Here is a 20146-nt window from a genome sequence, read left to right on the forward strand (position 1 = left end):
CACCTTGCGGTGCGGACCAGGACCCAATAACTGAGTCATTGTAATTTCGATAAACTAGATGAGATAATATCAAAGCGTATGAAGAAATTGTTTAAATTTGCAACATTAGCTCTGCTGCTTCAGTTTGACCTGATAGCGGCATCAGACCTCATCCTAGAAGTTGTTTCAACTGATGCTCTCGGATTGCTCGAGACACCGTTGTATAAACACTCAACCTATTATTTCTAATAGTAAAGCATAAATTTTAAATAATCTAGAGGCTCTATAATCCTACCTAATTGTAAACTACTGTTTATCCCATTGCATAAGCTGTCCGAATTTACTAAATTGCGAACACAATTAATAATTTATATTATGAATAATGAAGAAATAAGTGCAAATTGTTATATAAGTAATATCGAACAAAGCGCTTTCAGTAATGACACATTTAAACTAGGCGATATAGTAGCCTTAAAGAGCCATCCTTACCAAACCAACTATTTCGAGCCAAAGATCGGAGCTTATGCAAGATTTACTCCACCACTGATGATCGTAATAGAGATATTAAACAAAACTACACACGATACGTTTACAGGAGTTAAGGATTCTAATCAGTACAAGTGCCTTTTTTATTCAACAAAAGAGGGGAAATTCGAGAAACTTTGGTTTAAAAGTGAGGAATTAAAGTACATAGGAAACTATGTAAAGGAAGATCATGGAATTAGCTCTTTCGATATCACTGATTGGAAAAAGGAATTGCTTGGAAAAGAGGTAGTTCTGCAGACGGTAGATTTAGAGTTAGGCAAGAAAAAGACTTTTTTAGATACGGTTGATGGTCGTTCAAAAATGAAAGTCAGTAACTTGTTAGATTATCTTCCTCCCGTGGCATCTATTATGGATGTCAAATATGAGGATGATCATACGAAACACAATGATAAGGGCAAAGTGACTTCAAAAAAACATCAATTGCATGCAAAGCTAAAATGGCTCAATAATGAATCTGGAAAATTCAGTGAGGAAGCTGTTCCACTAGAATGCTTGAAGTTGGTTAAGTTTAATGAAAACCCTGTTATTTACAATGAGAAGAAAACTTATCTCTTGTCGTTAAAGGTACCTAAGCAGTTGGAGGACAATACCGATGTATATATGAAATCGATTCCTGTCTTACTCACTTCAACAACGTTTAATCACTATTATTATGTCTACGATGGGATGAATGTATTTACAAATAAGTCTCGCTCTTATTCCCACACTTTTCCAGTAAGATCTTATGTCGATTTAAAAAAAATGTTGAGGTCTGGTAAAGATCTAGGCGATAAAAGCAATATACAGAAATATTTAAGTGAAGAGAATAAGACAGATGTAAAGGATAAATGGTTCAAGATTTCCTATATCGATAGTAATGGTGTCAGTACGGAAAGAATTGTGTACGTTCAAGATTTTGTTCCTAAACCTGAAGCTATTCCGGAAGATGAGTCAAAATCTACTCTCAAGTGCAATTGCTTACTACGAGGTGGTGATGTTAGACATTTTTTGGTAGAGAGGATTCAAAAGTGTATAGCTTTACCCAAAGAGTTTGAAGGCATCTTTTTTGAGCGTGTAAAACCGATCACTACAGCTAAGCAATAAATGAATCCCCAATCCAAATTAGAAGAACTACTGAAACTCGAAGCCGAAAATGAAATCGTCGAGTTCAAGGAAGCGAAAACCCAATTCGATAAAGATAAATTAGGTAAGTATTTTTCTGCGTTAAGCAATGAGGCGAATCTCAAAGGTAGAGCTAGTGCGTGGCTCGTATTAGGAGTAAACGATTCTAGGAAGATCGTAGGGACGAAGATAACCGATAGACAGCTCAATGAGTACAAGCAGGAAATCAGTAAGCACACATCGCCTAAATGCAACTTTCTGCAAGATCATCGAATTAGTACAACGAATGGTGAGGTTATTTTACTCGAGATACCTGCAGCATCCAAAGGTTACCCCGTCTCTTGGAAGGGACATTGGTATGGGAGGGACGGCGAAGCCTTAGTAGCATTACACGATTTTGAGTATGAAAGAATAAAGAAACAGCTTGATACGGAAGACTGGAGTGCAAAGACTGTAGCTTCAGCAACGGTGGAAGATCTATCGCCAGAGGCTATCGCTTTTGCCCGGGAAGAATTTAAAGAAAAGCACCCCAGACTAAAAGATGAAATTAGCCGATGGAGCGATTCCGTTTTCTTAGATAAAGCCAAGTTGACGATCAAAGGTAAGGTTACCAATACGGCAATCCTTCTTTTGGGAAAGCCGGAGTCTGAACATTTAATCAGTCCTGCTGTTGCCCGGGTTACGTGGATTCTGAAAGATCGCGATAATGTAGAAAAAGATTATGAGCATTTCTATTGCCCTTTTGTCACTGCGGTAGAAGAGGTGAGTACCAAGATTCGTAATCTAAAGTATCGGTATATAGCTGGTAATACTCTGTTTCCGGAAGAGGTGGATCAATACGACCCTTACATTATCCGAGAGGCACTCAACAATTGTATCGCGCATCAAGACTATACGATGGGAGGGAAGATTGTCGTCGTAGAAAGTGAAGACGGTTGGTTGTCTTTTACCAATGTTGGTAAGTTTATTCCGAATAGCGTGGAAGAAGTTGTCATCCAAGATTCCCCAGAACCAACATATCGAAATAGTTTTCTTGTTGCCGCTATGGTCAATCTGAATATGATTGATACCATCGGCAGCGGTATCAAGAAAATGTTTAATATACAGCGGCATAAATTTTTTCCTTTGCCAGACTATGATCTTTCTGACGATAAGGTGAAAGCGGTTTTCTTTGGTAAACTGATCGATGTTAATTATGCCAAGAAATTAGCAGAGTTGCCGGAATTGTCATTGGAAGAGATTATGCTGTTGGATAAGGTGGCTAAACAAAAGCAATTGTCTAGTGAGGCAATACGAGGCTTGCGGTCAAAGGGTCTAATTGAAGGACGTAAACCCAACTATCATATTTCTTCAGATATCGCTAAGGCGACTAAGCAGGAGGATGATTACATCAAGCTTCGTGGTATAGATAATGGTTATATCCAAAAGATTATTATTGATTACTTATCAAAATTTGGCGGAACCTTACGCAAGGATTTAGAAGTTGTGTTAATGCCGAAGCTTTCTGAAGGTTTAAGTGATGTTCAAAAGCGAGATAAGATAAAGAACCAATTACAAGAGCTTAAACACAAAAAAGTAATCTATGTAGAGGGTAAGGAGTGGCGATTGGTAAAAAATAAGTAGTTGGATTTTAGACATTTTTATGTGCTTTTTAGACGTTTTTTAGCAATATTTTTTTTGTTAAAAATCTGTTTTTCAGTTTTTTATTTTGTTTTTCTCATAGACATTTTAGACATTTTTAAGTTATAGTTTTAGACATTTTTGTGGCTTTATCTAAATATAGATAGTACAGATACAGGCGGGTGGCTCCAGTTCCGTAATAATTGGACCAGTGACCTCCGTTATAGACAAGTTATGTAGTTTAATGTAAAATCTGTCTACCAATAATTATCTCTTTTATTAATGTTTATAAAAGTTGTTTTAGGATCAGCACACTTCTTAATAGATGTCGTTACAAAAACCTCTTTCCTTTGTTCAAGTGTTTCTTTTAGTACTGTAGAACACGCTACTTGTTCGCCATCAATACTTTCAATGACCCATTTTACCGACGGGTTTGATTTGTGAAAAATCTCATCTCCAATTTTAAATTCTTCCATATTATTTATTTGATTAGTATATATTTACTCCGTCCGAAGCTGTTCTACTCCGTATTACGAAATTCAATTCCTTTTCTAACTTTTCTGAGTTACAATGAGTAAATGTCAGTTGCCCTTTCCGTTGTTTGTACAGTACGTCCTCACTTCCTCTAATTTCAATAAGGTTTTTAATTATGTTAAACTTCGATGATTTACTGTGATAAATTACTATAATTCTACCTTCTGCACGCCCCTTCTCTAAATTTCCTACCCGGTCAAAGATTTCATTAATATATAAGGAATCTGATTTATCGAGAGAATGTCCCCAAAAAAAGAATTGATAAAGACTATCTCGAGACTGCACCTCATTTATAAACTTGAGATCGATACCGAAATTCAACTTCTGAAAGTATTTTGTAAATGGTATTAAATTCGATCCGTCGTCTCCTATGTTTTCCCAGTCATTAATGCCTAAAACGATGTTGTTATCACCTCCCAATTCTCCATGAATAAAAGAGGTTAAGGGCGTGTGTGAAACTAGTTTATTAAAGGTTGGGGTATAGTTGAATGTGAAATGATGAGTAATATTTTTTAGCAAAATGCTTCTATCGTCATTATTTAATATTTCATACAGTGGGGTGACTATATGGTTTAAATATTCTGAAAAAATATTTCGGAAATCATCTAAATCTTCTAGTATCGCAGTGAATAATTTGTCTCTTTCAAAGTCGACGTAATATTCATTAACTGACTTCAAGTAATGGGGGTTTAGCTGTGGTTTAAAGCCTTCTTTCACCATAAATATTTTAAAATCTATTAATGTCAGATATGCCTCGTATTTTTTTTGATCAAATCCCGATTTGTAATAAATATTTTTATTTTTAGAATATCTTCCACTTTCGATAAAAGTCTCCGTTCTAATTTGATCAAGGTGGATTAAGATGGCTTCTAAAGCTTTTTCAATATGTTTTTCAAAATCTATCCATGTGTTGATCGTATATTCTCGTGATAGATATTTAAACCAAGTACTTTCGCTTAGGCATGTTTTGAAACCTTCAAAATCATCGAATGAGGAGGATGGGACGATATTTGAGTTTTGTAAAGCTAAGATATCCTCTTTTAAATCTTCCCAATTAAACTCAGAGCATGTCTGTAGTTTTTTACAAATATTTATAAAATCCGAATAAGCGGTTGGAAGACCAAAACTTAGATCAAAACCATTTCCCGTGATTAATATTTTAGGCATTCCAATAGTATTAAATTCTCTTTCGATAAAATGGAGCATGAGTTTGACTTTTTTCCTACTGCTGTTTGCCGCCGGTTCAAGTGCTGGTCTGTCGAATTTTACCAATGTTTTGTAGGATATCTTTCGGCCGGTCTTGGATCGGATGTTTGTGGCAAATGATTTGGCTGCCTCGCGTTTTGTGGAATGCGGGAATAGATTAGCATGATAGGTCGCATGGAAGATAACACACATTTCATCGGCACTGAGCGTGCTGAGAAGCACTTCTTCGTCGAGCAAAGGGTTCTCTTCGATGGCGGTTTGTATAGATACTATGGTTGCGCGTACATGTTCTGACATGTAAGACGCGAGTGATGGACGAAGCGGGTCGTAGCTGTAGGTGGGTACGGGGATATGTAGTCGCAGATCATCTTCCTGCTGCCGGAGTAACCTGATATGATCTTGGTGGCTATGTTTCTCGGAGAGAAGTTTAGCTTGCAACTCTTTCCATCGATTGAAGAAACCCATATGATTAAAATTGTAATTAATAAGGATATGTAGAAAGCGTGTTGCCCAGTCTTTCTTTCTGCTATCAGCTGCCATCTCTTCTAGTGCTGTTAAGAATACAGATAGGTAATGCCGATGGCTGAATTTCAGCTCAGGCAGCTTACCAGCGGTGAAAAGACTGTTGATCGCGGACGACAGTTCGGCGAGGTATACTGCCGGGATATTCTTTTTTCGTAAAGAGGGGAGCACGTTCTTCAAGCGTAGTAGGACGGCTTCGCGAAGTTCTTTTTCTGCATAGCGTGATAGGGTAGAGGTATGCAGGAGATAAGATTCGTAGGAAAGCTCATATTGCTCGATCATCGCCGCCAATAGCTCGAGAAGCATGCTGTCTGCTGGACGTTCTTCATGAAGGGTGTTATGCATATTTGTCAACAAGCGATGGCAATGTTGAACAGCGTGTTCAGCGAGCTGATGCTCGGTATATTGGCGGTAAAGGTTGTTGATCTCGGTTAGGGTTTGTTCACAGGCATGCTGCAAGGCCAACTGTAGGCTTTCAGCGCTTTCCGCACTTTCCGCTGCGAACCATTGTTTGTAATGGTTTACGGCCTCCTGCAATATGTGGAGTGCATTAATCATAATAGCGCTTACTGATATGATCGTGATACCATGGCCAGCCTAATCTTCCGGTATGTAAATGTAGCTTGATCGTATCGCCCTCTTGTACACGATGGAATAGCTTCGGGTGCACTTCAATGACGGCATATTTTTCTTTTCCATTTTTTTGATATTTCAAATGCAGATCGTGAATCGGGCATTTGAGATGCACAGTCGCGCGGTAGTTTTCGCCACCGGTTCGTGGAGCGAAATGGCAGTTGATCGTGAGCAGGACGGTCTGGAAGTAGATGCAAAAGAGTACGGCGGTCATGATCGTTAAGGGAACCATCCACGACTCTTTTGAAGGTCTTTTCTTATCGATTACATAAAACCGCCGATGCCGAAAGGCCATGGAGGCTGCAAAGAAGAAACTGATGCAAAACGATAATACCCGTGGGGTAGAATTACCCAGTAGGCTATAGTTTTGCAAAGAGGTAAGTTTGACGTTGAAACAGAAAAGAAGTAGGACAAGGATAGCAAGCGTAGTGATGCCATTTTTTATGTTGTGGCGCGCTTCCACCAGATAGATCAATAGAAGGATAGCGATGCTGCAGATCAGAATGACCATAGTCGAAGCTTGTAGAAACAGGGCATAGAACGTGGTCGGTAAGGCAATGAGCAGCACGTACGTATTACGTATGGATACACCGAAATCGAAAGCTTGCCGAAGGTTGGGGGCATCAAGGACGTAGGATAGCGGTCCTTTCTTTGGAATGGGTAGGCCGCAAACTTTAGCATACAGCAGATAGACGATACCAAGCAAGGCAACAATTAGGCTGGTATTAGCTAAAAGTAGGATGCTTTTCCAGAGTATAAAAGAGCCGGCTGTTTCGTGCAGAAGTGCTTCCAGCTCGGTGGTAAAATTGCGGACAAGGTGGACAATGGCTACACCAATGAGTGTCATCATCACGAATAGGAGGAGCGTATATGGCCAGGGTTGCTTTGTCTTTTTCATAACAATCTACATTAGTGTTTTATAAAAATAAGCATGCGTGAGGCGAAGACGAGGTGATGAGGGCTGTTTTTTTATTGAAATCGGAAAATCGGAGGTCGAAACCGGGAATATAGCAGGCGAATCCGGTATGGTAGGTGTTCAAAGGCTGCCTGACAGGCGTTCACACGCTATGAGCCAGGGATTTCACCTAGCGGTCACTTGGGACTTATTCTTTTTATTTGTAACTTAATCTTGAATTAACAACCCGAAGATAAACATTGCCATTGTTGGTTTATGAAGAAAGTACCACCAATATCCGCTAAGGAGAAGGCGGAGCCGTCTCCCAATCGCTACCGCGATTTCTGGCCGATAATGTTCGCTAGTGTGGTATTTAGTGGAATTTTATGTAATTACGGATACAGGGGAGGTATTCTAGAATCGGCGACGCATCGCGAATTCTTAGATATTTGGTTGCGGTATTTTCTGGCTTGCTCCGTTGTGTTGTTTGCTATCTCCATAGTTACTAAACGCTTAGATGAAAAATGGCCATGGGATATTAACTTTTATCAACGAGCGGTATGGCAGGTTTTCTGCTGTTTGTTTTTACCGTCTATGACCATATTGGGTGTTTTTGTCCTGTTTTCTTTTATCCTTCCGCTTTCATTACGCGAATCCACATTCTTGCATATTGATATATACATTGTCGTCTTGCTGTTGTTTGCTGTAAATACCTGTTACATAATCGCTTTTTATATGAAGGAAGCGGATTTACTCCGTGAACAATTGCGTTCGGAAAGAAGTGCTTGGGAGGAAGACGGTGAACGCAAGAATGCGGCGTTTGGCCAAATAGCTGCTGAAGATAAAAAGAAAATTCAAAGTTTGAAAGAAGATCTTGTGGTGTTACAAACAAAATTTGATACCTATAAAGATGCTATGACGGTGAAAGCTTCAGCTGATACAGCTGCTGAAGAGGACAAGGTATACTTACACAAGCTTGGTGCTACCACGAGACGGATCCGACACCGCGAGATAGCACTTTTCTTTATGCGAGATGGAGTACCTTGGTTTGGACTGAAAAATGGAGAGGAATACATTGCAACGGAAAAGACCTTGACGGAAGTACATAAAGCGGTCGGGGATCGTTTTTTCGTTGTACGGCGGTCTTTTCTGATAAATGATAGCGCTATTGAACGTTGCGTAAGGAGAAAAGATAAGAGGCTCGTGCTGTATTTGCGCGATAAAAATAACACAGAGATTTTTGGACCGGTAGAACCGGATGAAAACTTGGAAAAGCGCATTTTAAATGTTGTTGACATTGTGGCTGAAAGAAAAACTTAATAAAGTATTTTAAGATGTAGAAAGGAGGTTATCATGAAACGTAAGAAACGAGGATCCATGACAGATAAGTTGATGGCACAGGTTGAAATTAATCAGATTGAGAGAACGAAATGCCGGGGCAGTGGAAAGGTGAGTTTCAGAAGCTACGCCGAAGCGAAATTTTTTATGTACTGGATGAAATGGCGTTACAGCAGGAGGTCGAAATCAAGGAAGAGCTTTCGGTTGGACAAGCCGAAGGTGCGCTACATTTATGCCTGCGAACTTTGTGATGGATATCATTTGACGAAGATTCATCCCGCTGAGCACGAAAAGAATAGGAAAAAGTGGGAAGCGAAATATTTTAATATGGCGTACTGAGTCAAGTTTGATTTACTTACCCAGCACGCCGATAAAAGGGTGTTATTTCACCGTCCGCTTGGTGCTTATCGCAATCCTATTCCACGCATTTATCGTGGCAACGGCCATGATGATCTGCGCAATGTAATGCTCGTCAAAAAGCTTCGCAGCATGCGCATAGGTAGCATCTGTTAACCCGTGTTGATTAATTAGGGTTACTTCTTCGGTGATGGCCAAAACCACTTTTTCTTCTTCGGTAAATAATTCGGTCTCTCTCCAGGCGTTGAGCAAGAAAATACGTTGCGCCGTTTCACCCTGCTTTAAGGCGTCCTTCGTATGCATATCGATGCAAAAAGCACAGCCGTTGATCTGGGAGGCTCGTATCTTGATAAGCTCTAAATGTGTCTTCGACAGTTGCGCGTTTTGTAGGTAGTTTTCTAAAGCAAACATCGCTTTGAAGCCATCGGGCTCCGTCTGTTGCATATCGAATCTGTTTTCCATGTGGTGTTACCTTGTAAGTTTATACTTTAATGATGCTGCACTAAATTAATCAAATTTTTCCTTTAGCTCATCTAGAACGCTTTTGATCTGTGTTAAATATTTTCCGTAGAAAATTTTGGTCCAGATGGGGACGGCTGTTATAAATAGTGCTGACACGACGAGTGTCACTATAATCCCGGTTGGTTTAAGGTACGCTGCTATCGTAACCATATCTGTTCCTTGTTCGATCCAGCGGCTACAGATTATCAATCCTACAACCATGAGCACGTAGGGCAGCAGCAAAAAGCTGAAAGCGTGATACCGCGCGATATTTAAGCGGAAATTGTAATAGATGTCGTTCAGGCTGTCTTTGGTTTCGGCAGTATAGTGGATAAGTTCCTGATAGAATTTTCTGAACAGGTTCAGATAGTATATCGATACGATAATCAGCATGCCGTACATCGCGTAATATAGGGCATGCAAATCGGGGTGTATATTTAGAAATTGCGGGGCGAAGCATAAAGCGATAATGGATACGAGCTGCATATACCATTCGTTTCGCATATTCCGTTTGAGTTTATCGAGTGGGTGCTGTGCCCGTCTAAGCTTTTCTAGTGTGTCGGGGATATTTACATCGTTCGTATTAGCATTATCCCATGCAGATTTTATTTTATCAAAGTTCATCGTTGTATTTTTTTGTAATGGTTTGTAATTTTTCTTTTGTTCTGTTCAGCTTTACGCGGGCGTTCCCTTCGGTGATACCTAGCTGTAGGCCGATTTCTCGGTGTGAAAGCCCCTCCATAAAGTAAAGGATAATGGCTTTTTCTACCGGGCTTAAGTGTTGTACGGCGCGGTAAAACAATTCGAGCTGCTCGTCCGCTTTTGGGTCGTACGGTTCACTTTCGGGTTCGGCTACCGTATCAATGGCGATTGTATTACCGTGCCGTTTTTCCTTCTTGAAATATGATATTGCTGTATTGACGGCAACGCGGTACATCCAGGAGGAAAACGCACTTTGGCCTTGAAACTTATCGTAGGATTTCCAAAGTTGGATGATAATTTCTTGGTGAAGATCTTTCCGATCTTCTATGTCATCCACGTATATCCTGCCAACCTTGTGTAGAATGCCTTTGTGTGCTTCTATCTGTGTTAAAAATGCGCGTTCTTTTGGTTCCACTTGTATTCGTTTTAGCTAACGTGTGCTTCAGGGTAGCGCCGTTGGCTGCTAAAAATAATTCCGAATACGTTTGCTGTTGTTTCGGCCTTTTGCGAAAGTTGCTGTCGTCGTTTGTTCTTTGTCTTCATCTGTTTTTAATTGAATGTGTTTCTAACTATTTGAACAGTAAGTATCAGTTCAATCGCTTTTGTTACACAAAAAAAAGAAAAAGAAGCGCAAAAGTGGGTAACCGGTTCACGATTAGGTGTTATACATCTGTATCAGTTGGTTTTGAAGTTCCGTAGGTGTTTCGCGTCTTTCGCACCATAAATTGCTCCTCCAGCGACCGCGACTGTTGCGCCTGCAGCACCAACGTCTTTGATGCTATTTAAATTAACACCGCCTGCTACCGAAAAGGGTATGGAGGTGCCTTAGCTCCTTCGTTATACAAACAGGACTATATGTTATAGATTTGATCCTTGTTTAGACGGTGGATGTGTCTATTGGTACAGTTCTAGAGAATCCTCACACACAGTATGGAAAATAGTGGATTTCGCAAAATGCGTGGGTGTTGAGGGTTCGTTACTGTTTTTTTGCCGAAGTACTTTATCGTACTGAAGTTGTGTTTCAACATCAATGTAGGAGTTTTCCCGATAGGTCGTCGCCTGTTCGTGTTGCGCTTTAAATTGCAAGATCTCTTCCCACTCCTTATCTTCTTCTTGCTTTAGGTATCCATTGTCACCCCCATAGTTAGAGAGCTTGAGCACGTTGTCTTCGAGTCGGCCTACAAAATCATGTTGTTCGTCGCTTATCTTATTATAAACCAATACAAAATCATTGTATGCGGCTGTATTTGCGAAATGAAATGTTTTGAATGTGGACGAGCCTTCGGCCTGATCCCTTAGGGTAATATGTTCTACAAGCTGCGTTCGGTTGGTGATATAGGGGTAGGTAAAGCAATTCGCGTCTACATTGAAAACTCTATGGATAGAATCCTGATCGAACTGGGCAAATGTTGCGCCTTCTTCAAATCCGATAAATTGCCAGCGAGACTGCTCTCCTTCAATTTGTGGATTGCGGTGGCCGTATACTTCAAATAAATCCCGTCTGGCTGGATAAAATAGGATCTTGTCGCCATTTTTGGTGTACCGACCAAATACGGCAGTAGCATATCCGTAAAGCAGAAATTGTCCATCGTCGAATAGGCACACCCCCTCATAATGGCCATATCGGCCTATATATTGTTTTTCGTTAGTCTGCCCTTGTGCAACGCCAATGTGCATGGTGAGGTAGTAGAGTAATATTAAACCGACTTGTTTCATGAGCGATAAATATAAGACTTTCTGATTATAGCGGTTTTCCGACGATCACTTTTCGATGCTCGACGCCCCAGTCGGTAAGGTTGTTGATGATGGTTCTAAGCGTTAGACCATGGTCTGTGAGTTGATACTCAACGGTTATAGGTTGTGTTTCTAAAACGGTTCGTTTGATCAATTGATTGATTTCTAGCTCCTTTAACTCCTTGCTCAACATTCTGTTGGATATGCCATCAATATCATTCAAAATATCGGAAAAACGCCTCTTGTTGTAGTAGCAGATGGATGAGATAATAGGGATTTTCCATTTTCCACTCAACACATCCATAGAATCTTGAACGGCGCGCATTTCTCTTTTATGCTCCTGCCCGAAATTAGTTTTATTACACTCCATTGTTACCTTGTTACACCGATGTTACTATTACTTTTGGATACAAAGTTACTTAAAATAACCGCGATAACATACCTTTGTCTCATGTTAAACATAAAATAATTAAAATGGATTTCACAAACAAAAATGTAGTCATTACGGGTGGCACCACTGGAATAGGGTTTGCTACGGCAAAAGCTTTTATAAACGCAGGCGCTAACGTGCTCATAACCGGTAGAAATGCGGATAATCTGCAAAAGGCAGCAGCAGGAATTAATAGTCCGAGATTGAAAACGGTTGTTGCGGATACGTCAAATCTCACGGATATTTCGGTTTTAGAGCAGGCAGTTGTTGAACATGGAAGTAAGTTGGATGTTCTTTTTCTCAATGCTGGAATTGCTTCGTTTGCACCGATTGAACATACGACAGAAGCTGACTTTGATCGACAATTTAATACGAACGTGAAAGGATCGTTCTTTACACTACAAAAACTGATTCCGCATTTGGCAGATGGGGCATCGGTGTTATTTACTTCGTCCACGGTAGCGACAGCTTCGGGTGTAAATACGAGTGTGTATTCGGCAACCAAAGGTGCGGTAAACAAAGTTGCCCAGATCGCAGCAAACGAATTGGCGCCAAGAAAAATAAGAGTTAACATCGTAAGTCCCGGACCTACGCAAACCGAAGGTCTTGACGGAGTCGCATCGGCCGAGGCCAAAGATTTCTTAGCTTCCAGTACGGCTTTACAAAGATTGGGCAATCCGGATGAGATTGCAAGTGCTGTGTTGTTCTTAGCGTCTGCCAATGCAAGTTTTATTACCGGGACAGAATTGTTGGTAGATGGCGGTGCTATAAACTACTTAATGAAATAAAATTTTACCCTGAGCCGATCATCCTCGTTCCGACTACAAGAATCCTCATTTTGGCTACAAGCCTCAAGACGGCAATGGGGAACTTTGTTACATAAATTTAAAAAAATAAAAAGATGCAAACAGAACAAAGAAAAATTGCACTCGTAACAGGTGCTAATACAGGCGTTGGTTTTCAGATTGCCAAAGCCCTATCAGAAAATAATTACACGGTTTATGTAGGCGCAAGAAACCTGAAAAAAGGAGAGGCTGCCGCAGCTACCCTTGGTGCAAATGCAAAGGCCATTCAGTTAGATATCACCGACAGCGAATCTATTCATAAGGCAGTAACGAAAATTCAAGCTGATTTTGGATACTTGAGCTTGTTGGTGAACAATGCTGCCATTTCGCATACGGGAAAAGATGGGCAAAGGATGGAAGAAGTATTGGCATCGCAGAAGCCGAGTATCGCGTCAATAAGTGAGCTGCGTACGGTTTGGAACACTAATGTTTTTGGAACCCTGGAGGTAACGCAAGCATTTTTACCGTTGTTACAGGAATCGTCTGCTCCGCGGATTGTCACTGTTTCCAGTGCTTTGGGATCCCTGACGATAAATGCAAACCCTGACAATCCGTACCGCTCGGCATTTGATGCGGTTTATGGCGCTTCCAAAACAGCTCTTAACGGTATCTTTCTATCTTTAGCGATTGAGTTAGGAAGCACGCCCATCAAGGTCCATCTGGTAAGCCCAGGCTTTACGGCTACAGCACTCAATAATTTTCAAGGAACCGATACGGTGGAATATGGTTCGTTGGAACCGATTCGCGTGGCTTTAGCAGAAGATCTGCCAACGGGTAGTTTTACGGGGCCGGCGGACCTTTATGGACCGGATAATGTACTTCCTTGGTAATGACCTAGAAGGATGAAAAACCTGTGACGAATATATTGTCATAGGTTTTTATTTAAATTTAAGCAATGAAGAGCGCGCTGGCAGATACTAGCCTCCTTATGTTTGTGAAATACGAATGTTGTAGATTAGGTGTTATACATCTGTATAAGTTGGTTTTGAAGTTCCGTAGGTGTTTCGCCCAACTTGGAGCGTACAAATTTGTTGAGTGCTGCCGGTGAATTGAAGCCTAGTTCAAACGCAATTTCTTTGTGCGAATAGGTGGAAAGTAGCAGAAGTTGCTTGATCTCATTCATAATTCGGGAATGGATCGTCTCTATAGCGGTGAGTCCTGCTAACTTTTTTGTGATCTGATTCAGTTTTTTTGTTGAGACGTGCAATTGATCTGCGTAGTAAGCTACATTTCGGTCTGTCTTATAACTGCGTTCGAGAAGTTCTAAAAAGTTTGCGTACACTTTTGCATTTTCGTTTTTCAACGATTCTCTATCAACATGGGTATGAACAAATTCGACCAATTTTAACAAGAGTATTTTAATAAAAAAACGTGCTTGCTCTTTTTTAACAGAGGTAAGATCATTGTACAGCAACTCAATTTGCTTTAGCAACATCCGCGTCTCTTCTGATTCTTTTTCTGGTAAGGCGATATAATTTAGTTTGGTAGAAATATCGTAGTTATAGATACGCAATTCGTTTCGTAGAATATCGGAGCAAAAAAGCACCTCATCAAACAAAATCATCTTGCCAGAAATGTTGCTGCTGACCTGCTCTTTGGACGATAGCTGCCCGGGAAATATCACGGAGATGCTGTTTTCCATAATTTCGTAGTTCCGGTCTTCGACCTGCATTTTCATTTGTCCTTTGTCGATAAACATCAGGCAAAAATGGTCTTTGGTATGCGGCTCTCTGTATGGTTCTAGTTTGTCTTGATCTAAATCAAAAATGTGAAAGGGCGTAATAGCCCTTTCAAAATTTGTTTGTATATCTTTTAAATGTTGGGTGGTCATATATCTTTTTTAATGAATACCGATAGCGCAAAAACTGTGCTGCAATGATGTTTTTTAAAAAAATAAATGCACCACATTTAGCTCGTGGGCCAAGATCTTATACAAGATTATGCCTCCATAGCTTCTTTTAAGGCTTTTGCAGCTTCAGCCGGGTCTTTCGCGCCATAAATTGCTCCTCCAGCGACCGCGACTGTTGCGCCTGCAGCAACAACGTCTTTGATGGTATTTAAATTAACACCGCCTGCTACCGAAAAGGGTACCTGTGCTTCTCTACCTTCGTTGATTAAGGTTTCAACGGAGTAACCGGGAAGTGCCTGCTCGTCCAGGCCGGCATGTAACTCTACAAATGCTACGCCAAATGCGGTTACTTCTTTTGCCCGTTTTACGCGATCTTTAACGCCGATGGTATCTACGACTACTTGTTTACCGTATTTTTTTGCTGACTCTACGGCACCTTTGATTGTTGCGTCATCTACAGTTCCCATAACCGTTACGAGATCTGCGCCTGCTTTAAAGGCAATTTCTGCTTCTAATGCGCCTGTGTCTGCTGTCTTCATATCTGCAAAGACCAATTTTTCTGGATGGGCATTTTTCATTGCAGTGACCACTTTTAGACCCTCTGCTTTAATCAGCGGTGTTCCTAACTCAATAATATCGACATACGGAGCTACTTTTGCTGCTAACTCCAATGCTGCTTCTGTTGTAAGTAGATCAATTGCTACTTGTAATTTTGCCATAATAAAATATAATCTAAAAAATGTGTTTACTTATTCGAGATTGGCATGTTTCGGCCATAAATCTTCTTTACTCAATCCTGATTCCTGCCATAAGGTCATAAAGATGGCATCGAAAAGTAGAAGGATGGATTGCTCGAACAGACTGCCTGCGTATTGCTCGGAAGCAGACATCCCGAAATCTGTCTTAATTGCTGCCGGAATGAGGACGGATTGATCTGCCAATTGTGCTAGTGTACTTTGACTATCTGCCGTAAGCACTGCCAGGGTTGCATGCTGGTTTTTCGCTTTTTTTCCTGCGGTAACCAGTGTAGAAGTGGTTCCAGATCCAGAACCTAAGATTAATAAATCGCCTTCTAAAATTGCCGGCGTAACGGTTTCTCCCATTACATGCACCTCATAGCCAAGGTGCATAAAACGCATGGCTGCCATTTTTAAAGCCAAGCCTGTTCGCCCTGCTCCAGCGAAAAAAAGCCTTTTTGAGTTTTGTATAGATGCTGCTAATTTCTCTACAGCATCATATGCTAACAAATTCGCAACGTGCCGATTTTCATCGGTAATAATGTTTAAGTTCTGTTCGTACGCTTTCTTCGTTGCCATGCTATGTCCTTTTAGTCATCAGCTATTATCTAGCGGGATGATTGTTCATATTCGATGCAGCAAAGGTATGGAGGTACGTTAGCTCCTTCGTTATACAAACAGGACTATATGTTATAGATTTGATCCGTGTTTAGATGGTGGATGTTACGTTTGCATGGTGAATATTCTCGTTCGTATAATTGATTTGGTCAGGAAAAGGCATTAAGATACCTTACCAAGTACCTTTTTTCGGTGATGCAGACCCCAATAATGCAGCTCCTTAAGTACGTTTTCCAGCGACATGCCGTGTTCGGTAATGGCGTATTCGACTGTAGGTGGAAACGTATCGTACACGTGGCGGCTTATAAGGAGATTGGACTCCAGTAATTTCAGTTCTTTGGATAGCGTCTTATCGGTGATACCCATGACCTCTCGCGAAATCTGTTTGAACCGTAGTGGTCCATCGGATAAGGCAAATAAGATCAATAATTTCCATCGACCGTCTAAGGCCTCTAAGGCATCACTGATGGACAGCATCGTTTTGGGGCATCCTCCTTCTTCTAGCATAATATCGTATTTGTGATACTACCCGGTTGGATAGTGCTTTCCAACGGGATAGTAATATCAATGGGATAGTAAAGGTATCTATTTTTGTTTTTATAATTAAAATAAAAAGAAATGCGAGTGAGAAAATGGAATATCGTAAGTTTAATAGTACAGGAACTGTTATCTGTGACATTATTATGGGCTGGTTATACCAAGCTGTTTACCCCAGCCTCTGACTTGGCCGAAATGTGGCCATGGACCGTTGGTAATCGTCCGCTGGTTATGATTGTCGGAATCGTGGATATTGTGGGAGGGCTGGGGATTATCTTGCCGTCTCTACTAAAGGCCAAACCGCAATTAATCGTTTATGCCGCGTGGGGAATCGTGCTGCTGATGTTGTCGGCAGCTTTATTTCATATCTCCAAGGGCGAGGCTTCAAATATCGGTATCAATGTATTGATATTGGTCCTTGCGCTGTTTGTTATCAGGATGAAAAAAACGTAAGCTAAACTGCCGCTTCCTGCGACATTACCGGATATTTACATGTTATTGTTGCTAATAATTTTAGTTTTCTTATATTTGCTTCTATAACCAAAATATAAGAATTATGGCAAAGACAAAACATGTAGGAAAGTATGTTGATATCCGGACGGACTTTGGTATGAAGTTCTACTTCGGTAGGGAAGAGAACAAGATTTTGTTGATCGAGTTTCTGAACAGTCTCTTCGAAGGTGAAAAGGTGATTAAGGACCTGAAGTATAAGTCGGTTGAACACGACGGTGATCATGCTGAAATGCGTCGTGTCGTGTTTGACCTGCATTGTATCGGTAGCGACGGAGAGTATTTTATTGTAGAAATGCAGCAGCTTTTTCAGGATTTCTTTAAGGACCGCGCGGTTTACTACACATCGCGTTTGATCAGTAAACAATTGGCTAGGGGGAAGGAAGGTAATAATTATCGTCTGCCGGAGGTCTATTTCATAGGGATTCTGGAGTTCCGATTAGGAGGAGAAGGAGGAAATGTAGCTTTGCGGACTACAGACCGTCCATATTTCTATGATGTAGCACTTTGTGACAAGCACACGCATGAGCTATTTTATGACAAACTTGGGTATAAATTGGTTTCGCTTCCCAATTTTAAAAAGACGTCGACGGAGTTAAACAGCGTGATGGATCAATGGTTTTATCTCTTGAAAAACTTGAGTACCATGGACAAATTACCCACGTTTTTGGATAAGCGGATATTTGGTCTTATCTTTGATATAGGTGAAATAGGTAGATTAACAAAGGAGGAACTTATGTCATACGAAGCGAGTCTAAAGCATAAACGTGATGCGGAAAGTGTATATAATTCAGCAATGCGAGCAGGTAGGGCAAAGGGATATGCTGATGGAATTGAAGAGGGAATAGAGAAAGGAATAGAGAAAGGAATAGAGAAAGGAATAGAGAAGGGGATGGAGAAGGGGATGGAGAAGGGGATGGAGAAAAGCCGTAAGGAAGCAGCATTGAAAATGTTGCAGAAAGGCTTTGCTGTAGAAGTAATTTCCGACGTGCTGGAACTATCCATAGATGAAATAAAAAAGCTGACGTAAATCGTTGGTCTGTCCCTTGCGTCTTCCAATGCAAGTTTTGTTACCGGAACAGAGCTGTTGGTAGATGGAGGTGCTATAAACTATTTAATGAAATAGCCAGGTGTCATCAAGTACATGAGCCGATTAATCGCATTAATCGGCTCATGGTATTATAAAGAATCTGTATTTATACCTCTTCGGGATGATTATCCGCCTCTATCCAGACCTAGATACTACAACCGAAATCAGGTATCAATAATCTGCAACGAGCGGTATCCACGATATGACTACGTCAATCATTGATTTAACTACGTCTAACACTTTGAATATAACCAACTTTGTTACATTGTTTTAACGTAATAACGATTAAGAAAATGGAAACAAGAAAAGTATGGTTGGTCACTGGAGCTTCAAAAGGTCTGGGACTTACATTGGTAAAAAAGCTACTACAAAACAACTATCGCGTTGTGGCTACGACACGGAGCGCTACATCGCTCGTCGAAGAGATTGGAAATACATCAGAGGTCTTTCTTCCAATGGAAGTAAACCTAACAGATGATAACGACGTAAAAGCTGCCATTGAAAAAAGCATGGCTCATTTCGGCAAAATTGATGTGGTGGTAAACAATGCGGGCTATGGGCAGATAGGCACATTAGAAGAACTGAGCGACGAAGAGGCTAGAGAAAATTTTGATGTCAATGTGTTTGGTTCACTGAATGTTATCCGAAATGTTATGCCGTATTTACGTAAGCAGAAATCGGGTGCTATTTTTAATATTTCATCGGTAGGTGGTCTTTTTGGGGGCTTTGCCGGATGGGGTATTTACTGTGCTACCAAATTTGCGGTTGCTGGATTTACCGAAGCATTGGCGGAAGAGGCAAAAGCATTTGGGGTGAGCGCGACGGTTGTTTATCCTGGGTATTTCCGTACTGATTTTCTTGCTGGCGGTTCTGTAAAAACACCAAATCTGGCTATTCAAGAATATGAAGCTGCCCGTCAGTCCGAAAAAGCACACCTGGATAGTATCAGCGGCAATCAGCCGAACGATCCGGAGAAAGCGGCAGATGTATTGATTGCTGTCAGTAAAGATGATACTCCACCGGTTCATTTATTACTAGGCGCTGATGCCTACGAGATGGCGAAAAACAAGGCGGATGTGCTCAACAAAGATATCGAACAATGGAAAAGCTACACACTATCCACCGGCTTCTAATCGTGCTTATGGCGATGGGAAGCGCCTGTTGTTCCTCCAAAGCACAAGAAACCGTAGGCGTCGAGACGGAGGAGGCGGTCGAAATCGTTTATCTGCAATTTGAAAAATGGAAAAATAATGAGACCAGCTTTTTTGAACTGCTGGCGGATGACGCGGTATGGACCGTCAGCGGCAAATCGCCCGTTTCGGGAAAATATAGCGGAAAAGCTGATTTTTTAAAACGTGCTGTCCAGCCGATTATCGCCAAACTGAAAACTCCGTTAAAGCCGGAGCTGATTAATCTTACAGCGGATGGCGCTAACGTGTGGCTTCACTTTAAGGCAAGTGCGACTACCAAAAGTGATGCTGTTTATGAAAATACGTACTTATGGAAAATGCAGTTGAAAAACGGAAAAATCATAAGCTGTATTGCATTTTTGGATACTTATGAATTAACAAACTTGATGACTGATAAGATAAATAAGATGACAAAAACTATCGAAGAAACCCAAGATTACATCGGGATGTGGGTAACTGCCGATGGGAAGATCCGTCACGAATTATTGCCTGGAAATCGTTATGATGAAGCTCGTGGAAATCGTAAAAGTGCCTACCAAGGTAGTTACAAAGTAACGGGAAATCATATTGATTACAAAGACGACACGGGGTTTACGGCTGACGGCGAGTTTAAGGACGGCATTTTGTATCATGCCGGGATGATATTATACAAAGAAAATAAGTAATTTAGCT

24 protein-coding genes are annotated in these 20146 nt (G+C 40.9%); 12 read left to right on the plus strand and 12 right to left on the minus strand.

Annotation, left to right across the window (positions count from 1 at the left end):
* Nucleotides 1-78: 78 nt before the first annotated feature.
* The 3 genes from C5745_RS20165 to C5745_RS04830 all read left to right on the plus strand — a co-directional run bounded on the left by C5745_RS20165 (nucleotide 79) and on the right by C5745_RS04830 (nucleotide 3249).
* On the plus strand, nucleotides 79-228 hold the full coding sequence (locus C5745_RS20165) for a hypothetical protein (protein ID WP_165793020.1): 150 nt from the start codon (nucleotides 79-81) through the stop codon (nucleotides 226-228).
* Between the two features lie 126 nt (nucleotides 229-354).
* The gene (locus C5745_RS04825; protein ID WP_105715848.1) at nucleotides 355-1608 is read left to right on the plus strand and encodes a hypothetical protein; all 1254 of its coding nucleotides are present in this window, start codon (nucleotides 355-357) and stop codon (nucleotides 1606-1608) included.
* Nucleotides 1609-3249 (plus strand): RNA-binding domain-containing protein, encoded by a 1641-nt coding sequence (locus C5745_RS04830; RefSeq protein ID WP_105715849.1) that lies wholly within the window; start codon nucleotides 1609-1611, stop codon nucleotides 3247-3249.
* 254 nt (nucleotides 3250-3503) lie between these two features.
* Here the strand turns inward: C5745_RS04830 and C5745_RS04835 are convergent, their stop codons facing one another.
* From C5745_RS04835 to C5745_RS04845, 3 genes are read right to left on the minus strand one after another with little or no spacing between them, the layout of a single operon-like run.
* Complete coding sequence (locus tag C5745_RS04835) at nucleotides 3504-3722, minus strand: hypothetical protein (protein WP_105715850.1); 219 nt, start codon at nucleotides 3720-3722, stop codon at nucleotides 3504-3506.
* Nucleotides 3723-3735: 13 nt separating this feature from the next.
* Nucleotides 3736-6066 carry an AbiH family protein gene (locus C5745_RS04840; RefSeq protein WP_105715851.1) on the minus strand — a complete coding sequence of 777 codons (2331 nt, stop codon included), beginning with the start codon at nucleotides 6064-6066 and terminating at the stop codon, nucleotides 3736-3738.
* Nucleotides 6059-7039 (minus strand): hypothetical protein, encoded by a 981-nt coding sequence (locus C5745_RS04845; RefSeq protein WP_105715852.1) that lies wholly within the window; start codon nucleotides 7037-7039, stop codon nucleotides 6059-6061. Before C5745_RS04845 ends, C5745_RS04840 begins: the two co-directional genes overlap by 8 nt.
* 37 nt (nucleotides 7040-7076) lie before the next feature.
* Here C5745_RS04845 and C5745_RS20050 point away from each other — a divergent pair, with 37 nt between their 5' ends.
* Genes C5745_RS20050 through C5745_RS04855 form a run of 3 tightly spaced genes read left to right on the plus strand, consistent with a single transcriptional unit; the run spans nucleotide 7077 to nucleotide 8713 of the window.
* On the plus strand, nucleotides 7077-7268 hold the full coding sequence (locus C5745_RS20050) for a hypothetical protein (RefSeq protein WP_133166292.1): 192 nt from the start codon (nucleotides 7077-7079) through the stop codon (nucleotides 7266-7268).
* A 44-nt stretch (nucleotides 7269-7312) separates the two neighbouring features.
* Entirely contained in the window at nucleotides 7313-8356 is a 1044-nt protein-coding gene (locus tag C5745_RS04850; RefSeq protein ID WP_105715853.1) for a LytTR family transcriptional regulator DNA-binding domain-containing protein, read from the plus strand.
* 33 nt (nucleotides 8357-8389) lie between these two features.
* Entirely contained in the window at nucleotides 8390-8713 is a 324-nt protein-coding gene (locus C5745_RS04855) for a hypothetical protein (RefSeq protein WP_105715854.1), read from the plus strand.
* 42 nt (nucleotides 8714-8755) lie between these two features.
* Here C5745_RS04855 and C5745_RS04860 read toward each other — a convergent pair whose 3' ends face one another.
* From C5745_RS04860 to C5745_RS04880, 5 genes are all read right to left on the minus strand, one after another.
* A complete protein-coding gene (locus C5745_RS04860; protein WP_105715855.1) occupies nucleotides 8756-9193 on the minus strand; it encodes a carboxymuconolactone decarboxylase family protein in 438 nt (145 codons plus the stop codon).
* Nucleotides 9194-9238: 45 nt separating this feature from the next.
* Nucleotides 9239-9856 carry a hypothetical protein gene (locus C5745_RS04865; RefSeq protein ID WP_105715856.1) on the minus strand — a complete coding sequence of 206 codons (618 nt, stop codon included), beginning with the start codon at nucleotides 9854-9856 and terminating at the stop codon, nucleotides 9239-9241.
* Nucleotides 9846-10349, minus strand: a complete 504-nt coding sequence (locus C5745_RS04870) for an RNA polymerase sigma factor (RefSeq protein ID WP_105715857.1) — start codon at nucleotides 10347-10349, stop codon at nucleotides 9846-9848. Before C5745_RS04870 ends, C5745_RS04865 begins: the two co-directional genes overlap by 11 nt.
* 479 nt (nucleotides 10350-10828) lie before the next feature.
* Complete coding sequence (locus tag C5745_RS04875; protein ID WP_105715858.1) at nucleotides 10829-11650, minus strand: hypothetical protein; 822 nt, start codon at nucleotides 11648-11650, stop codon at nucleotides 10829-10831.
* Nucleotides 11651-11675: 25 nt separating this feature from the next.
* Nucleotides 11676-12038, minus strand: a complete 363-nt coding sequence (locus C5745_RS04880) for a winged helix-turn-helix transcriptional regulator (RefSeq protein ID WP_105715859.1) — start codon at nucleotides 12036-12038, stop codon at nucleotides 11676-11678.
* Between the two features lie 104 nt (nucleotides 12039-12142).
* On the opposite strand from C5745_RS04880, the gene C5745_RS04885 reads away from it, so the two are divergent.
* Entirely contained in the window at nucleotides 12143-12886 is a 744-nt protein-coding gene (locus tag C5745_RS04885; protein WP_105715860.1) for an SDR family oxidoreductase, read from the plus strand.
* A 113-nt stretch (nucleotides 12887-12999) separates the two neighbouring features.
* Nucleotides 13000-13773 (plus strand): SDR family NAD(P)-dependent oxidoreductase, encoded by a 774-nt coding sequence (locus C5745_RS04890; protein ID WP_105715861.1) that lies wholly within the window; start codon nucleotides 13000-13002, stop codon nucleotides 13771-13773.
* A gap of 125 nt (nucleotides 13774-13898) precedes the next feature.
* On the opposite strand, the gene C5745_RS04895 is transcribed toward C5745_RS04890, so the two are convergent.
* The 4 genes from C5745_RS04895 to C5745_RS04910 all read right to left on the minus strand — a co-directional run bounded on the left by C5745_RS04895 (nucleotide 13899) and on the right by C5745_RS04910 (nucleotide 16654).
* Nucleotides 13899-14774, minus strand: coding sequence for an AraC family transcriptional regulator (locus C5745_RS04895; protein WP_105715862.1), 876 nt, complete (start codon nucleotides 14772-14774; stop codon nucleotides 13899-13901).
* A gap of 107 nt (nucleotides 14775-14881) precedes the next feature.
* Nucleotides 14882-15511 (minus strand): 3-hexulose-6-phosphate synthase, encoded by a 630-nt coding sequence (gene hxlA, locus C5745_RS04900; protein ID WP_105715863.1) that lies wholly within the window; start codon nucleotides 15509-15511, stop codon nucleotides 14882-14884.
* Nucleotides 15512-15541: 30 nt separating this feature from the next.
* Nucleotides 15542-16108 (minus strand): 6-phospho-3-hexuloisomerase, encoded by a 567-nt coding sequence (hxlB, locus tag C5745_RS04905; protein WP_105715864.1) that lies wholly within the window; start codon nucleotides 16106-16108, stop codon nucleotides 15542-15544.
* 201 nt (nucleotides 16109-16309) lie between these two features.
* The gene (locus C5745_RS04910; protein WP_105715865.1) at nucleotides 16310-16654 is read right to left on the minus strand and encodes a winged helix-turn-helix transcriptional regulator; all 345 of its coding nucleotides are present in this window, start codon (nucleotides 16652-16654) and stop codon (nucleotides 16310-16312) included.
* A gap of 111 nt (nucleotides 16655-16765) precedes the next feature.
* Here C5745_RS04910 and C5745_RS04915 point away from each other — a divergent pair, with 111 nt between their 5' ends.
* From C5745_RS04915 to C5745_RS20585, 4 genes are all read left to right on the plus strand, one after another.
* Nucleotides 16766-17137 (plus strand): DoxX family protein, encoded by a 372-nt coding sequence (locus C5745_RS04915; RefSeq protein ID WP_105715866.1) that lies wholly within the window; start codon nucleotides 16766-16768, stop codon nucleotides 17135-17137.
* Between the two features lie 103 nt (nucleotides 17138-17240).
* On the plus strand, nucleotides 17241-18224 hold the full coding sequence (locus C5745_RS04920; RefSeq protein ID WP_105715867.1) for an Rpn family recombination-promoting nuclease/putative transposase: 984 nt from the start codon (nucleotides 17241-17243) through the stop codon (nucleotides 18222-18224).
* Between the two features lie 353 nt (nucleotides 18225-18577).
* Entirely contained in the window at nucleotides 18578-19417 is an 840-nt protein-coding gene (locus C5745_RS04930; protein WP_105715868.1) for an oxidoreductase, read from the plus strand.
* The gene (locus tag C5745_RS20585) at nucleotides 19384-20139 is read left to right on the plus strand and encodes an Atu4866 domain-containing protein (protein ID WP_243403251.1); all 756 of its coding nucleotides are present in this window, start codon (nucleotides 19384-19386) and stop codon (nucleotides 20137-20139) included. The genes C5745_RS04930 and C5745_RS20585 overlap by 34 nt, the downstream gene beginning before the upstream one ends.
* Nucleotides 20140-20146 lie beyond the last annotated feature (7 nt).

It is taken from the genome of Sphingobacterium haloxyli (genome assembly GCF_002980525.1).
GTDB classification, from domain to species: domain Bacteria; phylum Bacteroidota; class Bacteroidia; order Sphingobacteriales; family Sphingobacteriaceae; genus Sphingobacterium; species Sphingobacterium haloxyli.